At 67.0% G+C, this 23,752-nt stretch carries 30 protein-coding genes and 1 tRNA gene; 19 read left to right on the plus strand and 12 right to left on the minus strand.

Annotated elements, in window-relative coordinates; all coding sequences use genetic code 11:
* The first annotated feature begins 65 nt into the window (after positions 1-65).
* The 5 genes from BUR94_RS03785 (at position 66) to BUR94_RS03805 (ending at position 3,324) form a co-directional block, all read left to right on the plus strand.
* Positions 66-659 carry a hypothetical protein gene (locus BUR94_RS03785; RefSeq protein ID WP_074254916.1) on the plus strand — a complete coding sequence of 198 codons (594 nt, stop codon included), beginning with the start codon at positions 66-68 and terminating at the stop codon, positions 657-659.
* Between the two features lie 93 nt (positions 660-752).
* Complete coding sequence (gene ribB / locus BUR94_RS03790) at positions 753-1,862, plus strand: 3,4-dihydroxy-2-butanone-4-phosphate synthase (RefSeq protein WP_074254917.1); 1,110 nt, start codon at positions 753-755, stop codon at positions 1,860-1,862.
* Complete coding sequence (locus BUR94_RS03795) at positions 1,862-2,416, plus strand: 6,7-dimethyl-8-ribityllumazine synthase (protein ID WP_074254918.1); 555 nt, start codon at positions 1,862-1,864, stop codon at positions 2,414-2,416. The genes ribB and BUR94_RS03795 overlap by 1 nt, the downstream gene beginning before the upstream one ends.
* Complete coding sequence (nusB, locus tag BUR94_RS03800; protein ID WP_074254919.1) at positions 2,413-2,871, plus strand: transcription antitermination factor NusB; 459 nt, start codon at positions 2,413-2,415, stop codon at positions 2,869-2,871. The genes BUR94_RS03795 and nusB overlap by 4 nt, the downstream gene beginning before the upstream one ends.
* 114 nt (positions 2,872-2,985) lie before the next feature.
* Positions 2,986-3,324, plus strand: coding sequence for a hypothetical protein (locus BUR94_RS03805; protein WP_074254920.1), 339 nt, complete (start codon positions 2,986-2,988; stop codon positions 3,322-3,324).
* Positions 3,325-3,327: 3 nt separating this feature from the next.
* On the opposite strand, the gene BUR94_RS03810 is transcribed toward BUR94_RS03805, so the two are convergent.
* The 3 genes from BUR94_RS03810 to BUR94_RS03820 all read right to left on the minus strand — a co-directional run bounded on the left by BUR94_RS03810 (position 3,328) and on the right by BUR94_RS03820 (position 6,134).
* Positions 3,328-4,080, minus strand: coding sequence for a COG3904 family protein (locus tag BUR94_RS03810; RefSeq protein WP_074254921.1), 753 nt, complete (start codon positions 4,078-4,080; stop codon positions 3,328-3,330).
* 10 nt (positions 4,081-4,090) lie between these two features.
* The gene (locus BUR94_RS03815; protein ID WP_084192900.1) at positions 4,091-5,413 is read right to left on the minus strand and encodes a hypothetical protein; all 1,323 of its coding nucleotides are present in this window, start codon (positions 5,411-5,413) and stop codon (positions 4,091-4,093) included.
* A 310-nt stretch (positions 5,414-5,723) separates the two neighbouring features.
* Positions 5,724-6,134, minus strand: a complete 411-nt coding sequence (locus tag BUR94_RS03820; RefSeq protein ID WP_074254922.1) for a hypothetical protein — start codon at positions 6,132-6,134, stop codon at positions 5,724-5,726.
* Positions 6,135-6,337: 203 nt separating this feature from the next.
* Here BUR94_RS03820 and BUR94_RS03825 point away from each other — a divergent pair, with 203 nt between their 5' ends.
* Entirely contained in the window at positions 6,338-6,802 is a 465-nt protein-coding gene (locus BUR94_RS03825) for an MmcB family DNA repair protein (protein ID WP_074254923.1), read from the plus strand.
* Here the strand turns inward: BUR94_RS03825 and BUR94_RS03830 are convergent.
* Entirely contained in the window at positions 6,799-7,005 is a 207-nt protein-coding gene (locus tag BUR94_RS03830) for a DUF6324 family protein (RefSeq protein WP_074254924.1), read from the minus strand. The two genes, BUR94_RS03825 and BUR94_RS03830, sit on opposite strands and share 4 nt — an antisense overlap.
* An 85-nt stretch (positions 7,006-7,090) precedes the next feature.
* On the opposite strand from BUR94_RS03830, the gene BUR94_RS21095 reads away from it, so the two are divergent.
* The 3 genes from BUR94_RS21095 to BUR94_RS03845 all read left to right on the plus strand — a co-directional run bounded on the left by BUR94_RS21095 (position 7,091) and on the right by BUR94_RS03845 (position 9,721).
* Entirely contained in the window at positions 7,091-8,020 is a 930-nt protein-coding gene (locus BUR94_RS21095) for a GNAT family N-acetyltransferase (protein ID WP_084192901.1), read from the plus strand.
* 44 nt (positions 8,021-8,064) lie between these two features.
* A tRNA-His gene (locus tag BUR94_RS03840) sits at positions 8,065-8,141 on the plus strand.
* 53 nt (positions 8,142-8,194) lie between these two features.
* Positions 8,195-9,721, plus strand: a complete 1,527-nt coding sequence (locus tag BUR94_RS03845; RefSeq protein ID WP_074254925.1) for a fused MFS/spermidine synthase — start codon at positions 8,195-8,197, stop codon at positions 9,719-9,721.
* Here BUR94_RS03845 and BUR94_RS03850 read toward each other — a convergent pair.
* A complete protein-coding gene (locus BUR94_RS03850) occupies positions 9,718-10,020 on the minus strand; it encodes a DUF6476 family protein (protein ID WP_074254926.1) in 303 nt (100 codons plus the stop codon). The genes BUR94_RS03845 and BUR94_RS03850 overlap by 4 nt on opposite strands.
* Here BUR94_RS03850 and BUR94_RS03855 point away from each other — a divergent pair.
* The gene (locus BUR94_RS03855; protein WP_074254927.1) at positions 10,019-11,050 is read left to right on the plus strand and encodes an RluA family pseudouridine synthase; all 1,032 of its coding nucleotides are present in this window, start codon (positions 10,019-10,021) and stop codon (positions 11,048-11,050) included. The genes BUR94_RS03850 and BUR94_RS03855 overlap by 2 nt on opposite strands.
* Positions 11,051-11,052: 2 nt before the next feature.
* Here the strand turns inward: BUR94_RS03855 and BUR94_RS03860 are convergent, their stop codons facing one another.
* Positions 11,053-11,709, minus strand: coding sequence for a DUF4386 domain-containing protein (locus BUR94_RS03860; RefSeq protein WP_074254928.1), 657 nt, complete (start codon positions 11,707-11,709; stop codon positions 11,053-11,055).
* Positions 11,710-11,994: 285 nt separating this feature from the next.
* Here BUR94_RS03860 and rpoH point away from each other — a divergent pair, with 285 nt between their 5' ends.
* The 6 genes from rpoH to BUR94_RS03890 all read left to right on the plus strand — a co-directional run bounded on the left by rpoH (position 11,995) and on the right by BUR94_RS03890 (position 16,350).
* A complete protein-coding gene (rpoH, locus tag BUR94_RS03865; protein WP_074254929.1) occupies positions 11,995-12,891 on the plus strand; it encodes an RNA polymerase sigma factor RpoH in 897 nt (298 codons plus the stop codon).
* A gap of 43 nt (positions 12,892-12,934) precedes the next feature.
* Positions 12,935-13,630 (plus strand): phosphatidylserine decarboxylase, encoded by a 696-nt coding sequence (locus BUR94_RS03870; protein ID WP_074254930.1) that lies wholly within the window; start codon positions 12,935-12,937, stop codon positions 13,628-13,630.
* A gap of 4 nt (positions 13,631-13,634) precedes the next feature.
* The gene (gene pssA / locus BUR94_RS03875; RefSeq protein WP_074254931.1) at positions 13,635-14,399 is read left to right on the plus strand and encodes a CDP-diacylglycerol--serine O-phosphatidyltransferase; all 765 of its coding nucleotides are present in this window, start codon (positions 13,635-13,637) and stop codon (positions 14,397-14,399) included.
* Positions 14,389-15,006: a class I SAM-dependent methyltransferase gene (locus BUR94_RS03880; protein WP_074254932.1), complete on the plus strand. Its 618-nt coding sequence runs from the start codon at positions 14,389-14,391 to the stop codon at positions 15,004-15,006. Before pssA ends, BUR94_RS03880 begins: the two co-directional genes overlap by 11 nt.
* A 61-nt stretch (positions 15,007-15,067) precedes the next feature.
* Entirely contained in the window at positions 15,068-16,045 is a 978-nt protein-coding gene (locus BUR94_RS03885; RefSeq protein WP_074254933.1) for a Gfo/Idh/MocA family protein, read from the plus strand.
* Positions 16,045-16,350 carry a DUF4389 domain-containing protein gene (locus tag BUR94_RS03890; RefSeq protein ID WP_074254934.1) on the plus strand — a complete coding sequence of 102 codons (306 nt, stop codon included), beginning with the start codon at positions 16,045-16,047 and terminating at the stop codon, positions 16,348-16,350. The genes BUR94_RS03885 and BUR94_RS03890 overlap by 1 nt, the downstream gene beginning before the upstream one ends.
* A 157-nt stretch (positions 16,351-16,507) precedes the next feature.
* Here the strand turns inward: BUR94_RS03890 and BUR94_RS03895 are convergent, their stop codons facing one another.
* Complete coding sequence (locus BUR94_RS03895) at positions 16,508-16,903, minus strand: (R)-mandelonitrile lyase (protein ID WP_074257568.1); 396 nt, start codon at positions 16,901-16,903, stop codon at positions 16,508-16,510.
* A gap of 112 nt (positions 16,904-17,015) precedes the next feature.
* On the opposite strand from BUR94_RS03895, the gene BUR94_RS03900 reads away from it, so the two are divergent.
* Entirely contained in the window at positions 17,016-17,546 is a 531-nt protein-coding gene (locus BUR94_RS03900; RefSeq protein ID WP_074254935.1) for a hypothetical protein, read from the plus strand.
* 25 nt (positions 17,547-17,571) lie between these two features.
* Here the strand turns inward: BUR94_RS03900 and BUR94_RS03905 are convergent, their stop codons facing one another.
* The 4 genes from BUR94_RS03905 to BUR94_RS03920 are packed head-to-tail and all read right to left on the minus strand — an operon-like array spanning position 17,572 to position 20,966.
* A complete protein-coding gene (locus BUR94_RS03905) occupies positions 17,572-17,991 on the minus strand; it encodes a VOC family protein (protein WP_074254936.1) in 420 nt (139 codons plus the stop codon).
* A 54-nt stretch (positions 17,992-18,045) separates the two neighbouring features.
* A complete protein-coding gene (locus tag BUR94_RS03910) occupies positions 18,046-19,863 on the minus strand; it encodes a M3 family oligoendopeptidase (RefSeq protein WP_074254937.1) in 1,818 nt (605 codons plus the stop codon).
* Positions 19,864-19,917: 54 nt separating this feature from the next.
* A complete protein-coding gene (locus BUR94_RS03915; RefSeq protein ID WP_074254938.1) occupies positions 19,918-20,484 on the minus strand; it encodes a peptidoglycan-binding domain-containing protein in 567 nt (188 codons plus the stop codon).
* Positions 20,485-20,543: 59 nt separating this feature from the next.
* Complete coding sequence (locus BUR94_RS03920) at positions 20,544-20,966, minus strand: OB-fold nucleic acid binding domain-containing protein (protein WP_074257569.1); 423 nt, start codon at positions 20,964-20,966, stop codon at positions 20,544-20,546.
* A 96-nt stretch (positions 20,967-21,062) separates the two neighbouring features.
* On the opposite strand from BUR94_RS03920, the gene BUR94_RS03925 reads away from it, so the two are divergent.
* Positions 21,063-21,386, plus strand: a complete 324-nt coding sequence (locus BUR94_RS03925; RefSeq protein ID WP_074254939.1) for a 2Fe-2S iron-sulfur cluster-binding protein — start codon at positions 21,063-21,065, stop codon at positions 21,384-21,386.
* A gap of 64 nt (positions 21,387-21,450) precedes the next feature.
* On the plus strand, positions 21,451-22,185 hold the full coding sequence (locus BUR94_RS03930; protein WP_074257570.1) for an FG-GAP repeat domain-containing protein: 735 nt from the start codon (positions 21,451-21,453) through the stop codon (positions 22,183-22,185).
* Positions 22,186-22,422: 237 nt separating this feature from the next.
* Here BUR94_RS03930 and purD read toward each other — a convergent pair whose 3' ends face one another.
* Positions 22,423-23,685, minus strand: coding sequence for a phosphoribosylamine--glycine ligase (gene purD, locus BUR94_RS03935; RefSeq protein ID WP_074254940.1), 1,263 nt, complete (start codon positions 23,683-23,685; stop codon positions 22,423-22,425).
* Positions 23,686-23,752 lie beyond the last annotated feature (67 nt).

The following is a 23,752-nucleotide window of genomic DNA, read 5'->3' on the forward strand; positions in this document are numbered from 1 at the left end:
GCACGGCCGCGCCCGTTCATGCAGCGGCTCTTGGCATTGCCGAAAGTGCAGGCAAGGATCGGCCCATGAGCGATGCACATCCTCTTCATGGGCCCGGCCACAACGGCGGCCCAACGATGGACCCCGGCGCCGGGTGGCGGCGTCATGCCTGGAAGCAGGCCCGCGCCGCGCTGGTGCCCAACCTGCCGTTGCCGGTGATCCAGCGGCGGCTCAAGCGGGCGGCGGAATTGGGGCTCGATTTCAAGACCTACGCACGTGTGCATCACTCGGCGGGGCGCGATATCGTGGCGATCCTGTTCTCCAACAATGCGCTCAGGATGATCCGCGAAGGGCAGGGGATGCCCGAGGCGCGGGCGGGCAAGCTGCGTGGGTTGAGGGGCTGCGGCACCGGGCTGCTGGTGCATGCGCCCCAAGATCCGGTTGCGCTGGCCGCGCGGATCGAATCCGCCCACGCCATCCGGCTCGACCCGGCGCAACCCGCGCCGCGCCTCTGCGAGAGCTGGGGCCAGACACGGGCGCGCATCCGCGAGATGCTGAACGCGGCCGGATACCTGCCCGGTGCCGTGGTGCTGGTGGGCGACACCGCGCTGGAGGCCGCGTGGGCCCCGACCGCCGCGCTGGCAGGCCACGTTCCGGCTGAGCTCTACTTCGGTACCTGATCGCCCGCGACCTCGCGTCCCGCCCCGGCCTTCCACCCTTTCCAAGCGCGAGCAACCGGGCTAGATGGAGCCGCGAACCAGACGGGCTGCGCGATGAACGATCTTTCGACCAACTACCATGACGCGATCTCCTCGGTGGACGAGATCATCGAGGATGCCCGCAACGGCCGGATGTTCATCCTCGTCGACCACGAGGACCGCGAGAACGAGGGTGACCTCGTGATCCCGGCGCAGATGGCAACGCCGGATGCGATCAACTTCATGGCGACCCACGGGCGCGGGCTGATCTGCCTCGCGCTGCCGGGCAGCCGGATTGATGCGCTCGGCCTGCCGCTGATGTCGTCCCAGAACTCGTCGCGCCACGAAACGGCTTTCACGGTCTCGATCGAGGCGCGCGAGGGTGTGACGACCGGCATTTCGGCCGGCGACCGTGCCCGCACCGTGGCCGTGGCGATCGACTCCTCAAAGGGTGCGCAAGACATTGCCACCCCGGGCCACGTGTTTCCGCTGCGCGCCCGCGAGGGCGGTGTGCTGGTGCGAGCCGGCCATACGGAGGCGGCGGTGGACGTGAGCCGCCTGGCAGGCCTCAACCCCTCGGGCGTGATCTGCGAGATCATGAACGAGGATGGCACCATGGCGCGGCTGCCTGACCTGGTGAGCTTTGCCCAGCGCCACGGCCTGAAGATCGGCACCATCTCCGACCTCATCGCCTATCGCCGTCGCCACGACAATCTCGTCGCCGTGCAGAAGGAGGAGACCGTCACCTCGGCCTTCGGCGGCGAGTGGCAAATGAAGATCTACACCGACCAGGTGCAGGGCGCCGAGCATATCGTGCTGGTGAAGGGCGACATCTCGGGCGAGGCGCCGGTGCTGACCCGGATGCACGCGCTCGACCCGATGCTCGATGTGGTGGGCGTGGCCGGCGCCGGTCGGGCGCATGAATTCGGCTATGCGATGGAGGCGGTCGCCAGGGAAGGGCGCGGCGTGGTCGTGCTGCTGCGCGACCTCACCATGAAGATCGCGGCCCCCGGAGAGACCTCGCCGCAGACCCTGCGGCAGTATGGCCTCGGTGCGCAGATCCTGTCGTCGCTCGGGCTGTCCAAACTCGAGCTGCTGACCAACTCTCCTACGCCCAAGATCGTCGGCCTCGATGCCTACGGTCTCGAGATCACCGGAACGCGGCCCTTGCCGGAGGCGCTCTGATGGCCGGAAGCGAAAGCCACTACGTGCTGCCCCGCCCGGAGTTCGACGTGGCACCCAGGGTGCTGATCGTCGTCGCGCCCTATTACAAGGACATCGCCGATGCGCTGGTGGCCGGTGCCGTGGCCGAGCTTGAGGCCGCGGGGGCCTTTCACGAGATCGCCGAAGTCCCCGGCGCGCTGGAAGTGCCCACGGCCATCCGCATTGCCCATCGGCAAAGCAACTTCGACGGCTTCGTGGCGCTGGGCTGCGTGATCCGGGGCGAGACCACCCACTACGAGACTGTGTGCAACGACAGCTCCCGCGCCCTCACCTTGCTGGGGCTCGAAGGTGCCTGCATCGGCAACGCAATCCTGACCGTGGAAAACCGGAAGCAGGCCGAAGTGCGGGCCGAGGTGGCGGGGCAGAACAAGGGCGGCGGCGCGGCCGCCGCGGCGCTGCACCTGATTGCGCTGACCCGCCGCTTCGGCAAGCCCAGTCGCGGCGTCGGTTTCCGCAGCCCCATCGAAAACGAAATCCTGCTGGCCGGTGACGGCGAAGGACCCAAGACCGCATGAGCGACAAACGCACGAAGAAATCCGCTGCACGCCTCTATGCCGTGCAGGCGCTCTTTCAGATGGAAGCCTCGGGCCAGACCGCCGAGGCCGTGGAAACGGAATTCGAGGATCATCGCTTCGGAACCGAGTATTTCGAAGGTGAAGAGATGGTGGAGGGCGACCCCACGCTCTTTCGCAAGCTGGTGGGGGATGCGGTGAACCACCAGGCGAAGATCGACCAGATGACCGACCGGGCGCTGGTGGCCAAGTGGCCGATCAACCGGATCGACCCCACCCTTCGCGCGCTGTTCCGTGCTGCGGGCGCCGAGCTGGTCGAGAGCGACACGCCGCCGAAGGTGGTGATCGTGGAGTTCGTCGATATCGCCAAGGCCTTCTTTCCCGAAGGCCGCGAGCCGAAGTTTGTCAACGCGGTGCTCGATCACATGGCGCGCGAGGCGAGGCCCGAGGCGTTCTGACGGGCGTATTGCCGCAGATCGACGCGAAAGCCGCAAATTGACTGGCCGGCACCCGTTTTGCCGCTATCATCCATCCCGCGTGCGATCCTTTCGTTGTCCTTCGGGAGGCCTGAAATGCCCAAGCTCGTTTCGCTCTATATCCGCCATGTGGCCATCGGCTTTTTGCTCGCGGCCTTCTTCGTTGTCGGCCTGCTGGCTCTCAACGTCGGCAACCTCTGGCATCTCGTCACCCACACGTCCGCCGGTCCGCTCGCCGTTTTTCTGCTCTTCATGTTCAACGGCATCGTGTTTTCGGGGGTTCAGTTCGGCATCGCGGTGATGCGCATGGCCGAGCCGGAGGATGGGGGGCAAGGAGGGCGCAGGCAGGCCGCCGTGGCGCAGCACGCGCCGGTGCCCGTACGCATCGACCCGACCGAAGCACAGCAGCGACGCGGGTTCGACGACTTCGCCTGAGCGCTACTTGCCGGTGATCTCGGTGGCGACCGCGTATTCGGTCAGCTCATCCCGCACGAGGATGTAGATCTCGTCGGGCGGCGTCGAGAGCGCATGCTGCATGAGCCGCAGGTCGATCCCCATCTCGGACAGGTAGCGCACGACCTCTGCCTGATTGTGCTGGATATCCTCCACCGCGAGAAAGGCGGGCAAGACGGTGCTCTGGCCATAGTAGCTTTGGTGCACCCCCACCTTGGCCTCGGCATGAACGCTGCGCGTGGTGCCGGCCATCAGCATGTAGGGGCAGGCCGACAGGCAGAAGGCGCCTGCATCCATTGCGGTCTTCATGCCCTGTTCGCGGATCAGCCTTCCGATCTCCAGGGCATCTCTCACCGAACCGCCAGGGGAGTGGAACCACAGGGTTTCGGGCAGCGCCGGTTGGCGCTCCAGCCAGTCGGCAAACCGCGCCCCGTCGCCTTCGGCAATCGCGCCCAGAACCCGGATGCCGCCTTCGGGGCGATCCTCGAAGTAAAGCCGCTTCGGCAGGTCCGATGCACCCTCCATCGGGATCCCCGGCATCGGTGGGCGGCGCATCTCGTCGGGGTCGAAGCGGCGGGTCTGGTCGCCGGGGGCGACCGGATCGGACACGGCAGGGGCGGCGGTGGGCCAGCGGATCTGCGGCGCGACGGAGGAGAAATCCTGCACCAGCAACACGGCGGCAATGCCCATCTGCAACCCGAAGATCGCTTTCAAGCCGGCTTTTGCGGTCAGTGCCATGTGCCCGCCCTCACACCGAGCGCGGGGCGGTGCCCTTGACCGGCCCCGGCTTTTCCAGCGGCTCCACGTTCTCCGGATGGCTCGCATCCGCGGCGTCGGAATGCTCTTCTTCCGGGTCCATCGCCTCCTCGACCTCGCGGGCCGCGACGAGTGCGGCGCGCAGCTCGGCCATGGTCATCCGGTCCTCGATTGCCACAGGCTCGCGCCCGGACCGGATCGCAGCCTGAACGACCATCAGGATCAGCACCAGAACGGCAGGCAACAGGTCTATGGCGATGGCCCCGGCCCAGCTGGGCACGAAATTCTCGGCATAGAGGATCACGGCATCGGCGGCCGACACCGGTGTATAGGCCACGTCGGCAGGTGGGGTCATCGACATCACCCCTTCGGCCGCGATGCGCAGGGTTTCGGCCCGCTGGCCCAGCACGGCCAGAACCGACTCCAGCGTGGAGGCCTGGCCGATCCGGTCTTCCTCGGTGCGCCCGTCGAGCTGCGGCAGCACGACCGATTGCGACAAGTCCTGTGCGGCTCGCACCACCAGCGGGGCGACCGAGAGCTGGCGCAGCTCGGTGATGATGCCGGCAAGACGCACGGCCTCCTCCGAGAACTCCACCGACCGGGCCTCGACCGGGCCGGTCTCGACGGTGAGCGCACGCATGCGGGAGAGGATCACGTTGCCCTGATCAAAGCGCTCTTCCACGAGCGGAGTCTGGCTGGCGATCTGTGTCTCCAGCGCCTGCAGTTCGTCGGCTTTCTGGTTCAGGACCCTGAACACCGCGCCACGCCCGGCAAGGCCCGAGAGGTTGCCGGTGGCCTCTTGCTCGGAAAGGTCGGTGAAGCTTTGGCGCACGCGGGCGACGTCACGCTCGAGACCCTGGCCTGCCGTGGCGATCTGATAGGCCCGTTCGAGCGACGACTGGTAGTCCTGCACCGTCTTGGCGAGGTGCTGCTCCACGGCAGCGGCCCCCGCAAGCGCGGCCGCGTTCAGCCAGGATGACATTGCGACAATGGCGAGAGAGCCGAGCCCCATCGAAAGCAGCAGCCCGATCCGGGCCGAGGCGGTGCGTACCGCCGGAAGCAGCCGCATCAGGAACGACCAGAACACGAAGATGCCCACCGACACGGCGATGGAATACGCCACGGCCGCGAAGAAGGTCATCGCGCCGTTGTTGTCGAGCAGGGAGGAGACACCGAGGTAGGTGTAGATGCCCGAGGCTGTTGCCAGCACGCCAAGCGCGGTCGGGGTGAAGCTGTCGAGCACGCCAAGATGGCCCTCGAGCTCCTTGGCATGGGCGAGGCCGCGTGCCTCGCTCTGGCTCATCTTCCGGCTCATCGCACCCTCCACCGTGACCCGGGGAGTATAGGCATGCGCCGTCCCAAGGAAAGCGCGACGCGCTTCACTTGGGCGTTATGAGGGTGGCGGGGACCGCAGCGACCGGCAAGGCGTTCGAATTCCCGGGGACCTGTGAGTACAGGTGGGCGTCGGGTAACCGGACCAGGGCCCGGACAGAGCCAACTCCCATGGAATTGCTTAAGGCCACTGGAATTGGGCCTCGACACGAGAAGAGCAGATCCGCCATCGACGGAGATAGGCGCAGGCAGGGGCCGTGGCAAGGGGCTGGTTCAAATCTGTTGCTCCGGTCCTAGCGGAAGGCGCGGCGCACCTTGTTCTTCACCGAAGAGCGCTTGATCCCGCGTGAAAGTTGCGGGCGTCCCTGGTGAATGATGGCGCCATTGGGCGTGACGGTGCCTACCGAGAGGCCACGCGACGGGCCGCCGCCATAAACAACGTAGTCCTTCTGGAACGGAAACAGCCGGTGGCCTTTCCATTCGGTCCCGCGAAAACGCTCTTCCGGGTGGCGCGTGCGGTCGGAGGGATGCAGGGTCCAGACCTTGGGGCGGCCCGATGATGTTTCTTCGATCTGAGTGGCGGCTTCCTCGTTGAAGAGCCAGGCCCAGAACTTGTCGGTAAGCCCGTCATCGGCAGCCTGCGCCGGAATGGCGATGGCTGCGGCAAGCGCGATGAGCAAGGTGATGAGCGAGACGCGTCCCATGTGACAAAACTAGGGCAGGGAGCGGCAGGTGTCATCCCTACCAGCGCGGCACTGTGCACGGATCGAGAACAATCCGGCGGTCGGCAGTCGATTTTGCCGGATATGCCTCGATATTGAGGCAAGACCTAGGCAAATTGTTGTTCGAATTTCTGCATTTCCTGCAGGGGGTTGTCCAGTGTTTATGCTTTGTTCATGCTGGTGCCATGGATGTCCCCGCAGAATCGCCCTCGCCCGGGTTGCAACCCGGCCAGTTGCTCGCCCGTGGGGTGTGCCGGCACATGCTTTCGCTTGGATTTGCCACCGTGGAGGAACTGGTGCCGACAGGCGGGCTCAGGGTCGATGTGATGGCGCTCGGCCCGAAGGGCGAAGTCTGGGTGATCGAGTGCAAGTCGAGTCGGGCCGACTACATGGCCGATCACAAGTGGCAGGGCTATCTGCCGTGGTGCGACCGCTTCTTCTGGGCGGTGGGTCAGGACTTTCCGGCCGAGCTCTTGCCTGACGAGACCGGCCTCATCATCGCGGACCCCTACGATGCTGAAATCCTGCGCATGGGGCCTGAGACACGCCTCTCAGGTGCGCGTCGCAAGGTGATGGTGCAGAAATTCGCCCGCCACGCGGCGCTGCGGTTGCAGGCGCTGCGGGATCCGCAACATTCGGGCCTGCTCTAGCGCTTCTTCTTCCCGCCTGCGACGGATGCCGCGGCACGCTGGGCCGCGCTCTTCAGTTCTTCGGCGATTTCAAGGGCTTCCTCCGGGTCGAAGTCCATCGGAAGGTCGATGTCGTCGCCCTGGATATAGATCCGCACCATGCCCTGGTCGGTCGGTCCGATCTGGAGGTTGGCGCTGAAGTCGCTCTCGCTGTTGATGCCCATGGCTGATCTCCGGCTGCGGTGGGGCGTGAGCTAGCGTGCAGGCGGGGCTGAGGCAAGGGCGGATAATGCTTGACCGTGGCAAGTGATGGGAGAATCCTCCACGCAGGAGAGCATGATGGACGACATCGAGGCCCTGCGCGACTTCTCGCGCTTCTACACTCAACGGCTCGGGCTGCTCGGGCAGAGCTATCTCGGCTCCGGCCTCGGGATGACCGAGGTTCGGGTGCTGTGGGAGCTGGCCAACGGCGAACTCGCCACGGCGCGGGCCATCGCAGAGCGGCTGGGGCTGGACGAGGGCTACTTGTCGCGTCTGCTGGCGGGGTTCGAGCGAAAGGGCTGGATCGCGCGGGAGCCCGACCCGCAGGACGCCCGGCGCAGGCGGCTGGTCCTGACCGCCGAGGGCCGGGCCCTGGCTGCAACCCACGATGCTGCCTCCCGCGAGGCGGTGGGGGCTTTTCTCGGCCAGCTGAGCCCGGATGCACGCAGGCTGCTGCGCGACGGGCTGGCGCAGGTGAAGCAAGCGTTTACCGCTCCGGAACAGGTTGAACTCAAGGGCCTCGCGCCGGGTGATGCCGGTTGGATCGTCGAGCGCCACGGTGCGCTCTATACTCGGGACGAGGGCTACGACGCGACCTTCGAGGCCCTCGTGGCCGAGATCATGTGCGGTTTTCTTCGCGGCCATGACCCGTCTTGCGAGCGCGGTTGGGTCGCCTGGGGTGGCGGGCGACGACTCGGCTCGATCTTCTGTGTGCGGATCACCGAGGAAACGGCCAAGCTGCGGCTCTTCTTTCTCGAGCCCGAGGCGCGGGGGCTCGGGCTGGGGCGCAAGTTGCTCGACGCCTGCCTCGAGTTCGCCCGTGGCGCGGGTTACCGCGAACTCGTGCTTTGGACCCACGAATCCCATGAGGCGGCCTGCCGGCTCTACGAGCGCGCCGGCTTCGAGAAACTCTCCTGCAAGGCCAACCGCGCCTTTGGGCAGGATACCATCGAACTGGAATACCGGATCGACCTCTGAGCCTCTTGCAATCGTGGGGAGCGGGCGCTAAACGGCCCTCCAGTGCCGCCTTAGCTCAGTTGGTTAGAGCGCTGGATTGTGGATCCAGAGGTCCCCTGTTCAAGCCAGGGAGGCGGTACCATCTCTTCCATCGCCGATGATTGACCGTCCCGCCAAGGGCGGTCTAATGGCGCCATGACCCATGCCCAGCATCCCGCGCCGCTCTGGCTTCTCATCACGCTCCAGGCCGGGATCTCGGCCGCAAGCCTCGTGGTGGAGATCGTGGCCGGGCGGATGATTGCCCCCTATGTGGGGATGAGCCTGTACACATGGACCTCGATCATCGCCGTGGTGCTTGCAGGATTTTCGGTCGGGCACTGGATCGGGGGGCGAGTCGCCGCCCGCGAAACAGACCGGGCGCTCGCCTGGTGTGGCTGGGCGATGGTGGCCGCGGCGGTGTGCACTGCGGCCGCCTCCATGGTGCTCGTCGGCGTGGCGGGGCCGGTGCTCGCCACGTTCTCGCATCCGCTTGCGGGGATCACCGTGATCACCAGCCTGGCCTTCTTCCTGCCCTCTCTCTTTGCGGGCGTGCCCGCACCGATCCTCGCGGTGGTGGCGATGCGCGGGCGCAACGCCTCGGAGGCCGCACTTGGGGCGATGTTCGCGGCCGGGGCCGTCGGGGCGATCGGAGGCACGCTGCTTGCCGGATTCCTGTTCATCTCCTGGCTCGGCTCGGCGCTGACGCTTGCCTTGATCGCCAGCTTTTATGCGGTTTCCGCGCTCGTCTGCCTTGGCATGGCGCGGGCAGGGCGGCGGCATGTGGTGGCCGGCATGTCGGCGCTGGCGCTGACCTTGTCGCTCGCGGCCTCCGGGGGCGGGGCCGCGCGCGTCTGCGAGGTGGAGAGCAGCTACTACTGCATCCGAACGGTCGAAATGGCGCCGGAGGGCGCGGCGCCGGTGCGCTTGATGGTCATTGACCACCTGGCTCACGGGATCAGCGCAGAGACGGCGCCGGCCGTCATGTTCACCGACCACGCGGCGATGCTCGAGGCGCTGCCCCGCATGCGGATGGGCACGCGCGGCTTTACCTCTTTCCACATCGGTGGCGGCACCTATTCGGTGCCACGCGCCTGGGCGGCGCTGGAGCGGGAGGGCATGGCTCAGACCGTGGCCGAAATCGACCCGGAGGTGACACGGCTGGCGGTCGGGAAGTTCTGGTTTGATCCATCCACCGCCACCGTTCTGCACCGCGATGCCCGCGCCGCGCTGGCATCGGATGCCACGCGCTATGACGTGATCCTCGGCGATGCCTTCACCGATATCGCGGTGCCGGCACACCTGGTCACGCAGGAGTTTGCGAGCCTCGTGGCAAGGCGGCTTGCGCCCGGCGGGGTCTATGCGATGAACCTGATCGACAGCACCGACCGGCTCGATGCTCTTGCGGCCATGGTCACGACCCTGCGAGAGATCTTTCCGGTGGTCGAGGTCTGGACGGAGGAGCGGCCGCCGGAACCTGGTGAGCGGCGGGTCTTCGTTTTGCTGGCAGGCGAGGCTGCAAGCCCGGTGGCGCGGATCACCACGCGCAGCCCGGAGCCCAAGGCCTTTGCGGCGCTGGATCAGGGGTTCGTCGACGAGATCCTGACGGCGCGCAATACGCGCCCGCTGACCGACGACTACGCGCCCATCGACCGCCTGATGGGCTTCGACCCGGTCATCGACTAATCCGCGAGGTCCACCGCGATCTCCTGCCGGAGGGTGCCGTTTGTCCCGTAGATCAGGATGCGGCTATCGCTCGTCACCACCGCCTGCCAACCGTTGCCGGCGGTGTAGGCCTGCACCTTCACCCCCGGTGGCAGCGCGATTTCATGAGGGAAAGACGGGCTTTGCGACCCTGACAGCCGGATGATAAACAAGGCGGCGATCACGCCGATGCCCGCCATCATGGTGAGCGTGAGCCCCGTCACCAGCCGTTTGAGCCACTTCAGGTCCACCGGCATCTCGCCATCTTCCGGAGTTGCCATGGCCGCCTCTCTCGTGTCCTTCACCGTCGGCCCAACGCCGCCGCCGCGCCTTGATAAGGCGCTTTCGCGCGATGTGCCAGACGAGGCCAACCTGAGCCGGTCGCGGCTGGTGCGGCTTCTGGCGGAGGGTGCCGTCCGCGTGAACGGCTCCGTGGTGACCGATGCGAAGGCCAAGGTGGACGAAGGCGACGCGGTGGATATCGCGGTGCCCGAGGCCGCCGAAGTCGAGACGGTGGCCGAGGCGATCGCGCTCGATGTCGCCTATGAGGACGACGACCTTGTCGTGGTCAACAAGCCTGCCGGCATGGTGGTGCATCCGGCGCCGGGTAGCCCGACGGGCACGCTGGTGAATGCGCTGCTGCATCACTTCGGAGGCGAGCTCTCGGGCGTGGGCGGCGAAAAGCGGCCCGGCATCGTGCATCGGATCGACAAGGACACCAGCGGCTTGCTGGTGGTTGCCAAGTCGGATGCAGCCCATCACGGGCTGGCCGGACAATTCGAGGCACATACCGCGCGGCGGCACTACCTTGCCATCTGCTACGGTATTCCCGACGGGGCCGAGCCACGCCTGCGCGGCATCAAGGGCACGCATTTCGAGCCGGACGGAACGCTGCGGATCACCACCCAGCTGGCCCGCCACAAGACCGACCGGCAGCGCCAGGCGGTGTGTTTCACTGGCGGGCGCCATGCGGTGACGCGGGTGCAGGTTTTGGAGCGGTTGCAGGGGGTTGCGGCCCTCGTGCAGTGCCGGCTCGAGACCGGGCGCACGCACCAGATCAGGGCCCACATGGCCCATATCGGGCATGGCCTCATCGGCGATCCGGTCTACGGCGGACGTCGCAAGCTGTCTGAGAAGGCCGTTGGCGTTGCGGGAGCTGACGCGGCGCGCGGCTTTGCCCGACAGGCGCTGCATGCTGCCTCGCTGGGCTTTGCGCATCCGGTCACCGGTGAGGAGATGGACTTCGAGGCGCCGATGCCAGAAGACATGGCGCAGCTTCTGGCGGCGCTCGGTGGTGGCGCAGGCGCCTGATTTCACTCCGAAATGGGCCCTGCCCGCGGCCGCAGCAGGAACACGAGCGCGAGGCTGAGCTCGGCGACGATCGTGACGAGGTAGGCGGGCTGCATCAGCGCGTTGAGCGGGGGGGCGGCCAGCCGCGTCAGCGAGCCGGCAAGGTAGACCAGGCCCGCGAGGGCCAGCAGGGGCGGTAGCCAGCGCGGCACGAGTCCTGAGCGGGCGAGAAGCCAGGCGGTGATCAGCGTGTTCGCGCCGAAGAAGATGAGGCCCACATCGTAGCCGATGGAATGGGTCGTGAGCAGGACCATGAGCGCTCGCGGCTGAGCCGCCTCACCGGCGACCAGCGACAGTGCAGCGACGCTGGCCAACAGGCTTCCGCTGATGACTGCCGCCTGCATCAGGCGCAGCACCATGGCGGCCAGTGCCAGCTCCGGGTGAACCCGGCGGAGCAGGGCGAAGAACAGCACGGCAAGGCCGATGTCGAGCAGGATCATCGCGCTTTCGGCCAGGAGGCTCATCCGGAACAGGCCGATGTTGGCGGCGATGGCCTGCCATGTGCCGGCGGGGTCGTTCCAGGAGATGAGCGGCATGCGGATGCCGAACTCCGCCGCGAGACCCAGGGCGATGACCCCCAGGTAAAGAGCGCCGATTGTGCGTTGAATGCCCTGCGTCATGGGGAACCTCGCCGATGAAGTTGCGTTGAAGGCATCTAACCCATGGGGGAACCGCCGCGAATTGCCCCTTTCTGTTCACCATCCATGCACAAACGCATGAAATACGCCGTCACCTTCCGGTGGCGCGACGGATTTACCTTCTTTTTACGTTCTACGGGTCTAGGATGTGCGTGACCCTAGGGTATCGTTAAGACTTGAACCGATCGGTTCAGTACTTATATGACCATCAACCGGGTGCCACACGCACCGACAAAGCGTTGAAAAGAAAGACAACAAGGGACGAGTATGAGCAACTACACAAAGCTTCCGGCCCCCTCTCCCGAACAGGGGCTCAACAGGTACCTTCAGGAGATCCGCACCTTTCCGATGCTGGAGCCCGAGGAGGAGTACATGCTGGCCAAGCGGTGGGTCGAGACCGAAGACAGCTCCGCCGCCCACAAGCTCGTCACCTCCCACCTGCGCCTCGCCGCCAAGATCGCCATGGGCTACCGTGGCTACGGCCTGCCGCAGGCCGAGGTTATCTCCGAGGCGAACGTGGGCCTGATGCAGGCGGTCAAGCGGTTCGACCCCGAAAAGGGCTTTCGTCTCGCGACCTACGCCATGTGGTGGATTCGCGCCTCGATCCAGGAGTACATCCTTAGATCGTGGTCGCTTGTGAAACTCGGAACGACCAGCGCCCAGAAGAAACTCTTCTTCAACCTTCGCAAGGCGAAGAACAAGATCGGCGCCCTGGAAGAGGGCGACCTGCGCCCCGAAAACGTGCAGAAGATCGCCGAACAGCTCAACGTCACCGAGGACGAGGTCATCTCGATGAACCGCCGTCTTTCGGGCGGGGACGCGAGCCTCAACGCCACCATCGGCTCCGACGAGGATGGCTCTGCCCAGTGGCAGGACTGGCTCGAGGATGAAACCGCCGACCAGGCGGGCAGCTATGCCGAGGAAAACGAACTCACCGTACGGCGCGAACTCATGGCCGAGGCGATGGAGGTGCTCAACGACCGTGAGCGCGAGATCCTGATGCAGCGCCGTCTCGAGGAGCAACCCGTCACGCTCGAAGAGCTTTCGGGGCAGTATGACGTGAGTCGCGAGCGGATCCGCCAGATCGAGGTTCGGGCCTTCGAAAAGCTCCAGAAACGGATGCAGGAGCTTGCCAAGGAGCGAGGCCTGCTGGCGCGTGCTTGAACCCGGGCCTGCGGGCCGCTAGACCCTTGGGCAATCGAGGGGGATCCGCGTGAAGCTGCACGAGACGTTCATCAAGCCGATGCACAAGGAAGGCTGGCGCTTTGTCGGAGCCTTCGGTGTGCTGACCCTGCTGCTTTTCTTCATCTGGATGCCGCTCTTCCTCATCGGTCTCGTGCTGACGATCTGGTGTTACTACTTCTTCCGCGACCCGGTCCGGCACGTGCCCGATGTGCCGGGGCTCATCGTCAGCCCGGCCGATGGCATCGTGAGCCTGGTCGAGTGGGCTGCGCCCCCGCCGGAGCTGGGGCTGGGCGACGAAAAACGTTTGCGCGTCAGCGTTTTCATGTCGGTCTTCAACTGCCACATCAACCGCGCACCGGTGCCCGGCCGGGTGGCAAAGATGGCCTACAAGCCGGGCAAGTTTCTTTCTGCCGAGCTCGACAAGGCCAGCGAGGACAACGAGCGCAACTCGCTGCTGATCGAAATGGATGACGGGCGCGACCTCGTGGTGACCCAGATCGCCGGTCTCGTCGCTCGCCGGATCGTGCCGCTGACCGAGGAGGGCGCCGTGCTGAAACGCGGTGAGCGGTTCGGCCTGATCCGTTTCGGCTCCCGGCTCGACACCTACCTGCCCGAGGGCGTGGTCCCGCTCGTCGACGTGGGACAGACGATGGTTGCGGGCGAGACAGTGCTGGCCGACATGGCACAGACCTCACCGCGCCCCGCGCGGGCCGACTGACCGGATGCCACGTTCCCCCCGTATCCGCCGCCGCGGCGCGCGGTTGACCATCCTGCACTTGCTGCCGAACCTCGTGACCATCGGGGCCATCTGCGCCGGGCTTACCGCGCTGCGGCTTGCCGTGCAGGGGCGCTTCGAGGCGGCGGTCATGATGATCCTGCTCGCGGCGCTTCTCGACGGGCTGGACGGCCCGCTCGCCCGCCTGCTCAAGTCAGAGTCCGCCATCGGCGCGGAACTCGACAGCCTTGCCGACTTCGTCAACTTCGGCGTCGTGCCGGGCTTCCTGCTCTACCAGTGGAGCCTCGACAACACCTCCCGGCTGAGCTGGATCGCGGTGCTCATCTTTGCCGTCTGCGCGGTGTTGCGGCTTGCCCGGTTCAACGTGACCGCCCGCGAGGAGTTGCCCGACAAACGCCCCAAGCCGGGCACGTTTACCGGTGTTCCGGCGCCCGGCGGGGCGTTGTTGGCCCTTGCGCCCTTTGCCCTTGTGCAGAACTTTCCCGGCCTGCCCATGCCCGCCGGAGCCGTGGCGCTCTGGCTGGTGGTTGTGGGCTTTCTGATGATTTCCCGTCTGCCGACACCCTCGCTCAAATCCGTGCGTATTCCGCGTGAAAACGTGCGTTACTTGATCGTCGGGCTGGTGGCCTTTGCGGCCATCGCGGCAACCTGGCCCTGGATTGTCATGTCAATCGCACAGATGGGCTATATCGTTCTGATCGCGTTGAGCGCGAGGCATCACGCGAAGGTGGAGGTCGTAGATGAAGATTGAGGCGGTTTCGAATACATACAAGCGGTGGGCGCCGGTCTACGACAGCACCTTCGGTGCCGTCACCAATGCCGGGCGCAAGCGCGCGACCTCCTATGTGACGGAGCGGGGCGGCGATGTGCTTGAAGTCGGCGTGGGAACCGGGCTGGCCTTGCCCCTCTACGGGCCCGGCGTGCGCGTAACCGGAATCGACTTTTCGCCCGAGATGCTCGCCAAGGCCGAGCGCCGGGTGCAGGAAGAAGGCTTGAGCCGCGTCGTCGCCCTGCGCCAGATGGATGCGCGCGAACTGGACTTTCCCGATGCGAGTTTCGACTACGTCAGTGCCATGCACGTGCTCTCGGTGGTGCCCGAGCCGGAGCGGGTGATGCGCGAGATCGCGCGGGTGCTGCGGCCCGGCGGGCAGGTGCTGATCGTCAACCACTTTGCCGCCGACAAGGGCGTGCTTGGCCTCGTCGAACGCGCGATCGCGCCGCTGGAGGGGCTGATTGGCTGGCATTCGGACTTTCCGATCTCCCGCGTTCTGGGCGCCCAGGGGCTGGTGGAGGTGGAGCGCGACAGCCTGCCGCCCATGCGCATCATGAGCTGGCTGGTGCTCGAGAAGCAGGGCTGACTTGTGTGCCTTCGGTCCGATGGGTAGCGTTGGCGCTAACAGCACTGCCGGGAGAGACAGCATGACAACCGAACCGATCCGCTGGGGCATCCTCGGCGCGGCGAACTTTGCCTTGCAGCACATGGGCCGGGCAATTCATGCCGCCGAGGGCGCGGAGCTGGTGGCGCTGGCCACCTCGAGCGCCGAAAAGGCTCGGCCGTTCAAGGCCTTCTGCCCGTCGCTGAAAGTGCACGACAGCTACGACGCGCTGCTGGCCGACCCCGCGATTGACGCGGTCTACGTGCCTCTGCCCAACCACCTGCACGTGGAATGGACGCTGAAGGCGATGGACGCGGGCAAGCATGTGCTGACCGAGAAACCCATCGCCATGACCGCGGGCGAGATCGACGCGCTGATCGCAAGGCGAGACGAAACCGGCCTGCTGGCCACCGAGGCCTACATGATCGTTCATCACCCGCAGTGGCAGCGGGCCAAGGCGATGCTGGCCGACGGGGCGATTGGCGAGCTGGTGCATGTCGACGGGGTGTTTACCTACTTCAACCCCGACATGGGCAACATCCGCAACGACGCCTCCAAGGGCGGCGGCGGGATCCCCGATATCGGGGTCTATACCTATGGCTCGACCCGCTGGATGACCGGGCAGGAGCCCGAGGAGATTACCCAGGCCGACCTCGACTTCGAGGCCGGGGTGGACGTGGTGGCGCGGGTCGCGGCTCGCTTTCCGGGCTTCACCGCGCATTGGGTCAACTCGATGCGGATGCACCCTTGGCAGCACATGAGTTTTCACGGCACCGAAGGCGTGATCCGGCTGACCGCGCCGTTCAACGCCAATGTCTTCGATCAGGCCGAGGTGGAGCTGCACCAGGACGGCATGGGCCGGAGGGTCGAGCGGTTTCCGGGGATAAATCAATACGTTCTGCAGGTGCAGAACTTCGGCCGTACCGTGCGCGAGGGAGCTGCCTACCCCTGGACTCTGGAAGATGCCAAGGGCACCCAGGCGCTGATCGACGCGGTCTATGCCAAGGGCGGGCGCGGGTGATGCGCCCCTCCGACGACGATCGCTTCGAGGGTCGGATGCACGGGCCGCAGGAGGCGGCTCAGAAGGACGGGCTGCTGATGCGGCTCATCCACATGATCCTCATCGGGATCATGATCCAGGTGGCGATGACCGTGCTGGGCGTGGCCACACTGGTGCAATTCGTGGTGCTGGTCATCAACAAGGGCGAGCCGAACCCGCGGCTGGCGGATTTTGGCGAGAGCCTCGGCATCTGGCTGGCCAAGGCCGCGCGCTACCTGGTGGCGGCGAGCGAGGTGAAGCCCTGGCCCTGGACGGAGCTCGATTAGCGCCAGCGCCCTTGCCACGTCGGGCGTGGGGTCCTCCGTCACGGGGCAGCTCATCGGCCTTGCGTCCCTGTTCAACGCCGCTATGAGGGGCCGGAAGGGCCCGAAGAGCGGCATCTTCTCCCAGCGAAGCGAGGCCATCCTCGGCCCCTGTGGCGCATCAGCCCAGATAGTCCTCGTCGCTCACATGCTCCAGCCAGTCGACGTTGGAGCCGTTCTCGACCTCGTGGATCGCCACGTGGGTCATCGCGTGGTCGGCGCGGGCGCCGTGCCAGTGTTTCTCGCCCGGCTCGAACCAGACCTTGTCGCCCGGTGCGATCTCTTCCTTCCGGCCGCCCTCGCGCTGGACCCAGCCGAGGCCGGCGGTGACGATCAGCAGTTGCCCGCGCGGGTGGGTGTGCCAAGCCGTGCGCGCGCCGGGCTCGAAGGTGACGATCACGGCGCCTGCGGCCGCGCCCTCCTCCGGAGTGTGGCGGTTGTCCATCCGAACCGCACCGGTGAAGTACTCTGCCGGGCCGACGCCCGAGGGCTGATCTTCTGACCGCGTGATCCTCATCTTGAACTCCAATTCCTGAAGAATTGTTAACAGGGCGGAAAGCGTGGGGGTCACCCGCCCGGTGGGCGGAGTTTGACCGGGGGCGGGCGCGGGTGCAAGCTGGCGGTCAGCCATGAAGCCGATCGCCCCCAGCCTCCTCGCCGCCGCCCTCGCGGTGCTGCCGCTGCCTGCCCGGGCGGAGACGCTTGGGCGCATCACGGCCTACCTTGGCGGTGAGTCCCTCACCTGGCACACCATCGACGTGACGCTTGGCGCCCGCCGGATGGTCACGGCGAGTTTCGAGCAGGGGGCGCGGCTGACCGAATTGCGCATCCAGGGCCACCCCGAGCCGCGCTTTACCACCCGAGACGTGTTCAGCGTGGATGTGCGCTACCTCGGCGCCTATGCGCCCGGTGCCGTACCGCTTTCGGTCGATGTGATCCACTTGCCCCAGGGCATGGGCGGGCCGTTCTGGACAAGCCGGGGCGCGGGCAGGCCCGCTACGGTCGAGGTGGTCGAATTGCGGGTCTGGGGCAACTACGGGCGGTTGGTGGCCTCGTTCGAGGCGGAGCTGTGCTATCGCCCGATGATCTCGGCGGCCACGGACCCGCAGAACTGCCGCCCTGTGACCGGGGTGATCGAGACGGAACTGGTGGCGGAATAGGGACGGCGGCGGCGCCCGCCTTTGCTCAGGGCGTGACCTCGATGAACCCGGCGGTTCGGGCGGTGGCCTGTTCGTCGTATTTGATCTCGATGTTGTTGCCCTCGGCGTCGAGCAGAAAGGCGGCGTAGTACCCTTCGTGGTAGCTGCGCAGGCCGGGTGCGCCGTTGTTGCGGGCCCCGGCGGCCAGCGCGGCGGCGTGGGCGCGTTGGACGGCCTCGCGATTCGAGGCCTGGAGGCAGATATGGAGGCCCCGGCTGACCGGCCCGCCCGCGCGGGCGGGGCCGATGTAGAGCTCATCGAGGTTGAGGCCCTCGTCGGGATCCTCCTCAACCGCATCGCCAAGGCCGAGCGCCTCGAAGAGCGCCAGCCAGATGGCCCGGGCGGCGGGGTAGTCATTGACCCGGAGGCCGATGTGGTCGATCAGGCGGCCGAGTCTATAGGGCATGGTTGGCTCCGGGGTGGCGGAAGGTGGGCAGGATTGCCCACCCTGCGGCGGCGTTTAACCTTCCATCGCCTCCAACTCGTCGATGAAGCCTTCGATCATGTTCAGGCCCTTGTCCCAGAAGGCGGGGTCGGAGGCATCGAGGCCGAAGGGGGCCAGAAGCTCCTTGTGGTGCTTGGAGCCGCCTGCCTTGAGCATGTCGAAGTACTTGGCCTGGAAGTCGGCATCGCCTTCCTCGTAGGCGGCGTAGAGCGCGTTCACCAGCCCGTCGCCGAAGGCATAGGCATACACGTAGAAGGGCGAGTGGACGAAGTGGGGGATGTAGGCCCAGAAGGTCTCGTAGCCTTCCATGAACTCGAAGGCCGGGCCGAGGCTTTCGCCCTGCACCGACATCCAGATCTCGTTGATCTGGTCGGGGGTCAGCTCGCCCTCGGCGCGGGCCGCGTGGAGCTTGCATTCGAAGTCGTAGAAGGCGATCTGGCGGACCACGGTGTTGATCATGTCCTCGACCTTGCCGGCCAGCAGCACCTTGCGCTCGGCGTCGTCCTTGGCGGCGGCGAGCAGCTTGCGGAAGGTGAGCATCTCGCCGAAGACCGAGGCCGTTTCGGCCAGCGTGAGCGGCGTGGAGGAAAGCAGCTCGCCCTGTTCGGCGGCGAGCACCTGGTGGACGCCGTGGCCGAGTTCGTGGGCCAGCGTCATCACGTCTCGCGGTTTGCCGAGGTAGTTCAGCATCACGTAGGGGTGCACGTCGGTGACGGTGGGGTGGGCGAAGGCGCCGGGGGCCTTGCCGGGCTTCACCTCGGCGTCGATCCAGCCCTTGGTGAAGAAGGGCTCCGCGATCTCGGCCATCTTCGGGTCGAAGCCGGCGTAGGCGTCGAGCACGGTCTGCCTGGCTTCGGGCCAGGTCACCACCTTCTCGCTTTCCATCGGCAGGGGGGCGTTGCGGTCCCAGACCTGCATCTTGTCGAGGCCGAGCCAGCCGCGCTTCAGCTCGTAGTAGCGGTGCGACAGACGCGGGTAGGCGGCGACGACGGCGTTGCGCAGGGCCTCCACCACCTCGGGCTCCACGTGATTGGAGAGGTGCCGGCCGGTTTGCGGGGTGGGCATCTTGCGCCACTTGTCCTCGATCGCCTTTTCCTTGGCGAGCGTGTTGTGGACGCGGGAGAAGATGTTGAGGTGGTCGCCCAGCACGGAGGCGATTTTGCGGGCGGCGGCCTCGCGGGTGTCGCGGTTCTGCTCGGAGAGCAGGTTGGCGACGCCTTCCATGCCGAGCACCTCGCCGTTCACCTCGAACTCCAGCCCGGCGACGGTTTCATCGAACAGGCGGTTCCAGGCGGCGGCGCCGACAGTGCTTTGATCGTGCAGGAACTTTTCCAGCTCGTCGGAGAGCTGGTAGGGCTTGAGGGCGCGCATGCGGTCGAAGACGGGCTTGTAGCGGGCGAGGTCTTTGGAGCCCGCGAACCATGCGTCATAGGCGGCGTCGGGCACGCGGTTCAGCTCGAGGGAGAAGAACACCAGGCTCGACATGATGTCGGTGATCTGCTGCTGCATGTTGCCCATGAACTGGGCGCGGCCCGGGTCGACGGTGAGCTGGTAGTAGCGCAGGCCCGCGAAGGACATGATGCGGCCCGCCACCCGGTCGATCGCCTCGTAGCGGTGGACGACTTCGAGCATCTGGTCGGGCGTCAGCGTGTCGAGCTTGCCCTCGTAGGCCTCTGCGAAGGCGGGGCATTCCTGCGCCAGCCACTCGAGATCGCGCTTCAGCTCGGGGGCGTCTTCGGCGGTGTAGAGGTCGGAGAGGTCCCACTCGGGGAGGTCGCCGAGGTTTTTCTTGCCGCCGGATGCGGCGGAAGCGTCGAAGACGGGGGATTTCATCGGGCTGCTCCTGCGTTGTTCTCTGGTGGAGATATGCAGGAAGGGGCGGGGGCTTCAACCCTCGGGCGCGGTTTCGTCTTGCGGCAGAAGGGCGGGGGCGAGGCCGAGGGTGCGGGCGGCGGCGAGCGAGAGGGTCTCGCTGTCGAGGCCCTGGGGGGCCTGGAACTTGCGGATGGCGCGGCGGGTCTTTGCATCCATCTCGCCGGTGGCGGCACTCTGATAGACACCGCGGGCCGCGAGGGCGCGCTGGACCGAAGCGATGTACTCGGGCGTCATGTCGGCGGCGCAGGGGGTTTCGAACCAGCGGTGGCTGGCCGGTTTGGTGATGTATTGCTGCGGCTCGCGGCGGTAGATCGGCGGGTTCATCACGGTGCCGTCGGAGGCGATCTGGGCGGGCTGCACGAGGACCGGCTCGATCACGGTGCGGGTCTCGGGCGGCGTGGTTTCCTTGCCCCAGCAGGTGCCGGGCGTGGCGCCGGTGGGGGCCTCGGTGGTAGTGAGAATGGCGGCGGGAGCGGAGAGCTTTTGCACCTCGGGCGGCTGGACGCAGGCCGAAAGCACAAGGACCCCGCAGGCGAGGGCAGCCCCGAGGGGGCGGCGCTGGGTGGTCTGGCGTGTCACTGCTCTGGGCTCTCTTGCGGGCCGCGTTGGGCCTCAGAGTAACGCGGGCCGGGCGCGGCTCATAGCCCGGGGGCGGGGAGGGCGCGCGCGGGAGCGGGGGCTTGCGCCCCTTTTGCAACAGGAGGCTCGGGAGGCGCGAGGAGCGTGTCGAGCAGGGCGGAGATATCCTCGATCTGTTCGGCGACGATGTGCACCACCTCCTGCTCGCGCTGCACCCGGCCGGTGACCCGCAGCAGCCGCCCGGCGATCACCGCGCGGCGGAAGCGTTCGTAGGTCTTGGCCCAGACCACCACGTTGCAGGTGCCGGTCTCGTCTTCCAGCGTGACGAAGATCACCCCCTTGGCGGTGCCCGGGCGCTGGCGCACCAGCACCAGCCCGGCCACGGTGACCCGTGCGCCGGTGGGCGGGCGGTTGAGCAGGGCGGCCGGGATCGCACGGGGCGGGCGGGGCCAGTCGGGCGGGCCGGGAGGCGAGATGTTCATGAGAACAAAGATAGAACAAACGCCGCCGCCCGGCAATGCTGGAATCTCCCGTCCCGATCCGGTAAAGGGGCCGGAGCAGGCAGATCGGAGCGGGAAATGGCCAGGATTACCTATATCGAGCACAACGGCACCAAGCATGAGGTCGAGGTCGCCAATGGCATGACCGTCATGGAAGGCGCGCGCGACAACGGCATTCCGGGCATCGACGCCGATTGCGGCGGGGCCTGTGCCTGCTCGACCTGCCATGTCTATGTCGACCCGGCCTGGGTCGGCAAGCTCGCCCCCCGCGAGGCGATGGAAGAGGACATGCTCGACTTCGCCTTCGAACCCGATGCCGAGCGCTCGCGCCTGACCTGCCAGATCAAGGTGACCGATGCGCTGGACGGGCTGGTGGTGCAGATGCCCGAAAAGCAGATCTGAGCGGATGCGCCGGTTTCTGCGAGATTGGCGCAAAATCCTGACAATCGGTAAAACGCTGCGGGCGGTGGCGCTTGCTGCGCTGGCCGGGCCTGCGGCTGCGGCGGGGCCCGGTGTGATCTGCGTCGAGGCGATCACCGGCGCGGACTATGCCCTGCCGACCACGCGATACCCCCACGGCGCGCTGGGCGACGACGAGGAATGGGGGGCGCTGGTGGTGGGGGTCGCCCTGAAGATGCCCTGCCGGGCGGGGGCCTCGAACTATCAGGCGACCCTGCCGGAAGAGCTTGTTTTCGAAGATGTTTCTCCCCGGCTCTGGGACATGACGGGCGACGGGAAACCGGAGGTCGTGGTGGTGGAGAGCCATGCCGACAAGGGAGCGCGGCTGGCGGTCTGGGGGATTGGCGAGACCGGGCTGGAGCGGCTGGCGGCGACGGAGTTCATCGGCACGCGCAACCGTTGGCTGGCGCCGGTGGGAGCGGCGGACCTGGACGGCGACGGGGCGGTGGAGCTGGCCTTCGTGGATCGGCCGCACCTGGCGCGGGTGCTCCGGGTGTTTCGCTGGGTTGATGGCCAACTTGTTGAGATCGCGTCGCTTTCTGGCGTGACCAACCATCGCTTCGGGGCGTCGGTGATCGAGGGCGGGCTGCGGGATTGCGACGGCGGGCCGGAGCTGGTGGTGGCCGATGCGGACTGGCGGAGGCTGGTGGGGGTGCGGCTGGTGGAGGGGGTCCTGGACACGCGGGATCTGGGCGGGATCGCAGGGCCGGAGAGCTTTGAAGCGGCGCGTGCGTGCCGTTAGGATTTGGCGTTTTTGGCCCGCCTGCGGCACAGAGTACCCCAGCACAACCCGTACACAACCCATGCACAACCCATACATACGCGATTTGCGCACAGAACGGACCGATCGGGCATTAAGTGTGCGGCGCGTTGCGGTAAGAGCCTGGCAAGGGACGGCTCTTTGGCGCCTCCCGGCCCCTCATCGCCACTGCGACGAGGGCCGCGAGGGCCGGTGCGCGGTGCCGGGAGCGGGGCGCCTCTAGAGGGCGCGCCAGCCGATGTCGCGCCGGTAGAAGCCCTCGGGCCAGTCCACGGCCTCGGCCAGGGCATAGGCGCGGTCGCGGGCCTCGGCCAGGGTGGCGCCACGGGCGGTGGCGTTCAGCACGCGGCCGCCGGTGGCAGTGACCTTGCCCCCCTTGGCGGTGGTGCCGGCGTGGAAGACCATCTGGGTGGAGGTCTCGGGCAGGGCGTCGAGCCCGCCGATCACCGAGCCCTTGGCATAGCTGCCGGGGTAGCCCTCGGTCGCCAGCACCACGGTCATCGCATGGTCGTCGGCCCAGTTCACCTGGGCCTCGGCCAGGCGGCCCTCGGCGCAGGCGAGGAGCAGGTCGAGCACCTGGGCGCCGAGACGCATCATCAGCACCTGGCACTCCGGGTCGCCGAAGCGGGCGTTGTATTCGACAAGGGCAGGCTCGCCATCCTCGATCATCAGCCCGGCGTAGAGCACGCCCTGGTAGGGGGTGCCGCGGCGCGCCATCTCGGCGACGGTCGGCTTGACGATCTCTTCGAGCGCCTTGCGCGTGACGGCATCATCCATGATCGGGGCGGGGGAGTAGGCGCCCATGCCGCCGGTGTTGGGGCCGGTGTCGCCTTCGCCCACGCGCTTGTGGTCCTGCGCGGTGCCCAGGGGCAGGATGTTCTCGCCGTCGCAGAGGACGAAGTAGCTGGCCTCCTCGCCGGTCATGAAATCCTCGATCACCACCTCGGCGCCAGCCTCGCCGAAGGCGCCGGAGAAGACATCGTCGATGGCGGCCAGCGCGGCGGCCTCGTCCATTGCCACCACCACGCCCTTGCCGGCGGCCAGCCCGTCGGCCTTGATGACCTTGGGGGCGCCGACGGCCTCGATGTACTCGCGCGCGGGGGCGGCGGAGGTGAAGGAGGCCCAGCCCGCGGTGGGGATCTGCGCGGCATCGCAGACCTGCTTGGTGAACTTCTTGGAGGCCTCGAGCCTGGCCGCCTGCGCCGAGGGGCCGAAGCAGAGGATGCCGGCTTCGCGCAGCCGGTCGGCCACACCTGCGGCCAGCGGGGCCTCGGGGCCGATCACCACGAAATCCACGGTGTTCTCGTGGCAGAACTCGGCCACGGCCGCGCCATCCTCGATGTCGAGTGCCGCCACCTCGCACATTGCCTCGATGCCGGCGTTGCCGGGGGCGACGATCAGGCGGTCGCACTTGGGGTTCTGCTGGATCGCCCAGGCGAGGCTGTGCTCGCGCCCGCCGCTTCCGAGGATGAGGATGTTCATGGCTGCTCCCTTGGCCTTGGGTTGGGGGCGTTCTAAGGTTGGCGGCAGAGCAGCACAAGGGCACGAC

Source organism: Vannielia litorea, assembly GCF_900142295.1.
GTDB lineage: Bacteria > Pseudomonadota > Alphaproteobacteria > Rhodobacterales > Rhodobacteraceae > Vannielia > Vannielia litorea.

Bases quoted from the DNA above. Each gene is read 5' to 3' on its own strand.
- BUR94_RS03785 (WP_074254916.1), top strand. From the start codon at position 66: ATGAGCGATGCACATCCTCTTCATGGGCCCGGCCACAACGGCGGCCCA.
- ribB (WP_074254917.1), top strand. From the start codon at position 753: ATGAACGATCTTTCGACCAACTACCATGACGCGATCTCCTCGGTGGAC.
- BUR94_RS03795 (WP_074254918.1), top strand. From the start codon at position 1,862: ATGGCCGGAAGCGAAAGCCACTACGTGCTGCCCCGCCCGGAGTTCGAC.
- nusB (WP_074254919.1), top strand. From the start codon at position 2,413: ATGAGCGACAAACGCACGAAGAAATCCGCTGCACGCCTCTATGCCGTG.
- BUR94_RS03805 (WP_074254920.1), top strand. From the start codon at position 2,986: ATGCCCAAGCTCGTTTCGCTCTATATCCGCCATGTGGCCATCGGCTTT.
- BUR94_RS03810 (WP_074254921.1), bottom strand. From the start codon at position 4,080: ATGGCACTGACCGCAAAAGCCGGCTTGAAAGCGATCTTCGGGTTGCAG.
- BUR94_RS03815 (WP_084192900.1), bottom strand. From the start codon at position 5,413: ATGAGCCGGAAGATGAGCCAGAGCGAGGCACGCGGCCTCGCCCATGCC.
- BUR94_RS03820 (WP_074254922.1), bottom strand. From the start codon at position 6,134: ATGGGACGCGTCTCGCTCATCACCTTGCTCATCGCGCTTGCCGCAGCC.
- BUR94_RS03825 (WP_074254923.1), top strand. From the start codon at position 6,338: ATGGATGTCCCCGCAGAATCGCCCTCGCCCGGGTTGCAACCCGGCCAG.
- BUR94_RS03830 (WP_074254924.1), bottom strand. From the start codon at position 7,005: ATGGGCATCAACAGCGAGAGCGACTTCAGCGCCAACCTCCAGATCGGA.
- BUR94_RS21095 (WP_084192901.1), top strand. From the start codon at position 7,091: ATGGGAGAATCCTCCACGCAGGAGAGCATGATGGACGACATCGAGGCC.
- BUR94_RS03845 (WP_074254925.1), top strand. From the start codon at position 8,195: ATGACCCATGCCCAGCATCCCGCGCCGCTCTGGCTTCTCATCACGCTC.
- BUR94_RS03855 (WP_074254927.1), top strand. From the start codon at position 10,019: ATGGCCGCCTCTCTCGTGTCCTTCACCGTCGGCCCAACGCCGCCGCCG.
- BUR94_RS03850 (WP_074254926.1), bottom strand. From the start codon at position 10,020: ATGGCAACTCCGGAAGATGGCGAGATGCCGGTGGACCTGAAGTGGCTC.
- BUR94_RS03860 (WP_074254928.1), bottom strand. From the start codon at position 11,709: ATGACGCAGGGCATTCAACGCACAATCGGCGCTCTTTACCTGGGGGTC.
- rpoH (WP_074254929.1), top strand. From the start codon at position 11,995: ATGAGCAACTACACAAAGCTTCCGGCCCCCTCTCCCGAACAGGGGCTC.
- pssA (WP_074254931.1), top strand. From the start codon at position 13,635: ATGCCACGTTCCCCCCGTATCCGCCGCCGCGGCGCGCGGTTGACCATC.
- BUR94_RS03880 (WP_074254932.1), top strand. From the start codon at position 14,389: ATGAAGATTGAGGCGGTTTCGAATACATACAAGCGGTGGGCGCCGGTC.
- BUR94_RS03885 (WP_074254933.1), top strand. From the start codon at position 15,068: ATGACAACCGAACCGATCCGCTGGGGCATCCTCGGCGCGGCGAACTTT.
- BUR94_RS03890 (WP_074254934.1), top strand. From the start codon at position 16,045: ATGCGCCCCTCCGACGACGATCGCTTCGAGGGTCGGATGCACGGGCCG.
- BUR94_RS03895 (WP_074257568.1), bottom strand. From the start codon at position 16,903: ATGAGGATCACGCGGTCAGAAGATCAGCCCTCGGGCGTCGGCCCGGCA.
- BUR94_RS03900 (WP_074254935.1), top strand. From the start codon at position 17,016: ATGAAGCCGATCGCCCCCAGCCTCCTCGCCGCCGCCCTCGCGGTGCTG.
- BUR94_RS03905 (WP_074254936.1), bottom strand. From the start codon at position 17,991: ATGCCCTATAGACTCGGCCGCCTGATCGACCACATCGGCCTCCGGGTC.
- BUR94_RS03910 (WP_074254937.1), bottom strand. From the start codon at position 19,863: ATGAAATCCCCCGTCTTCGACGCTTCCGCCGCATCCGGCGGCAAGAAA.
- BUR94_RS03920 (WP_074257569.1), bottom strand. From the start codon at position 20,966: ATGAACATCTCGCCTCCCGGCCCGCCCGACTGGCCCCGCCCGCCCCGT.
- BUR94_RS03925 (WP_074254939.1), top strand. From the start codon at position 21,063: ATGGCCAGGATTACCTATATCGAGCACAACGGCACCAAGCATGAGGTC.
- purD (WP_074254940.1), bottom strand. From the start codon at position 23,685: ATGAACATCCTCATCCTCGGAAGCGGCGGGCGCGAGCACAGCCTCGCC.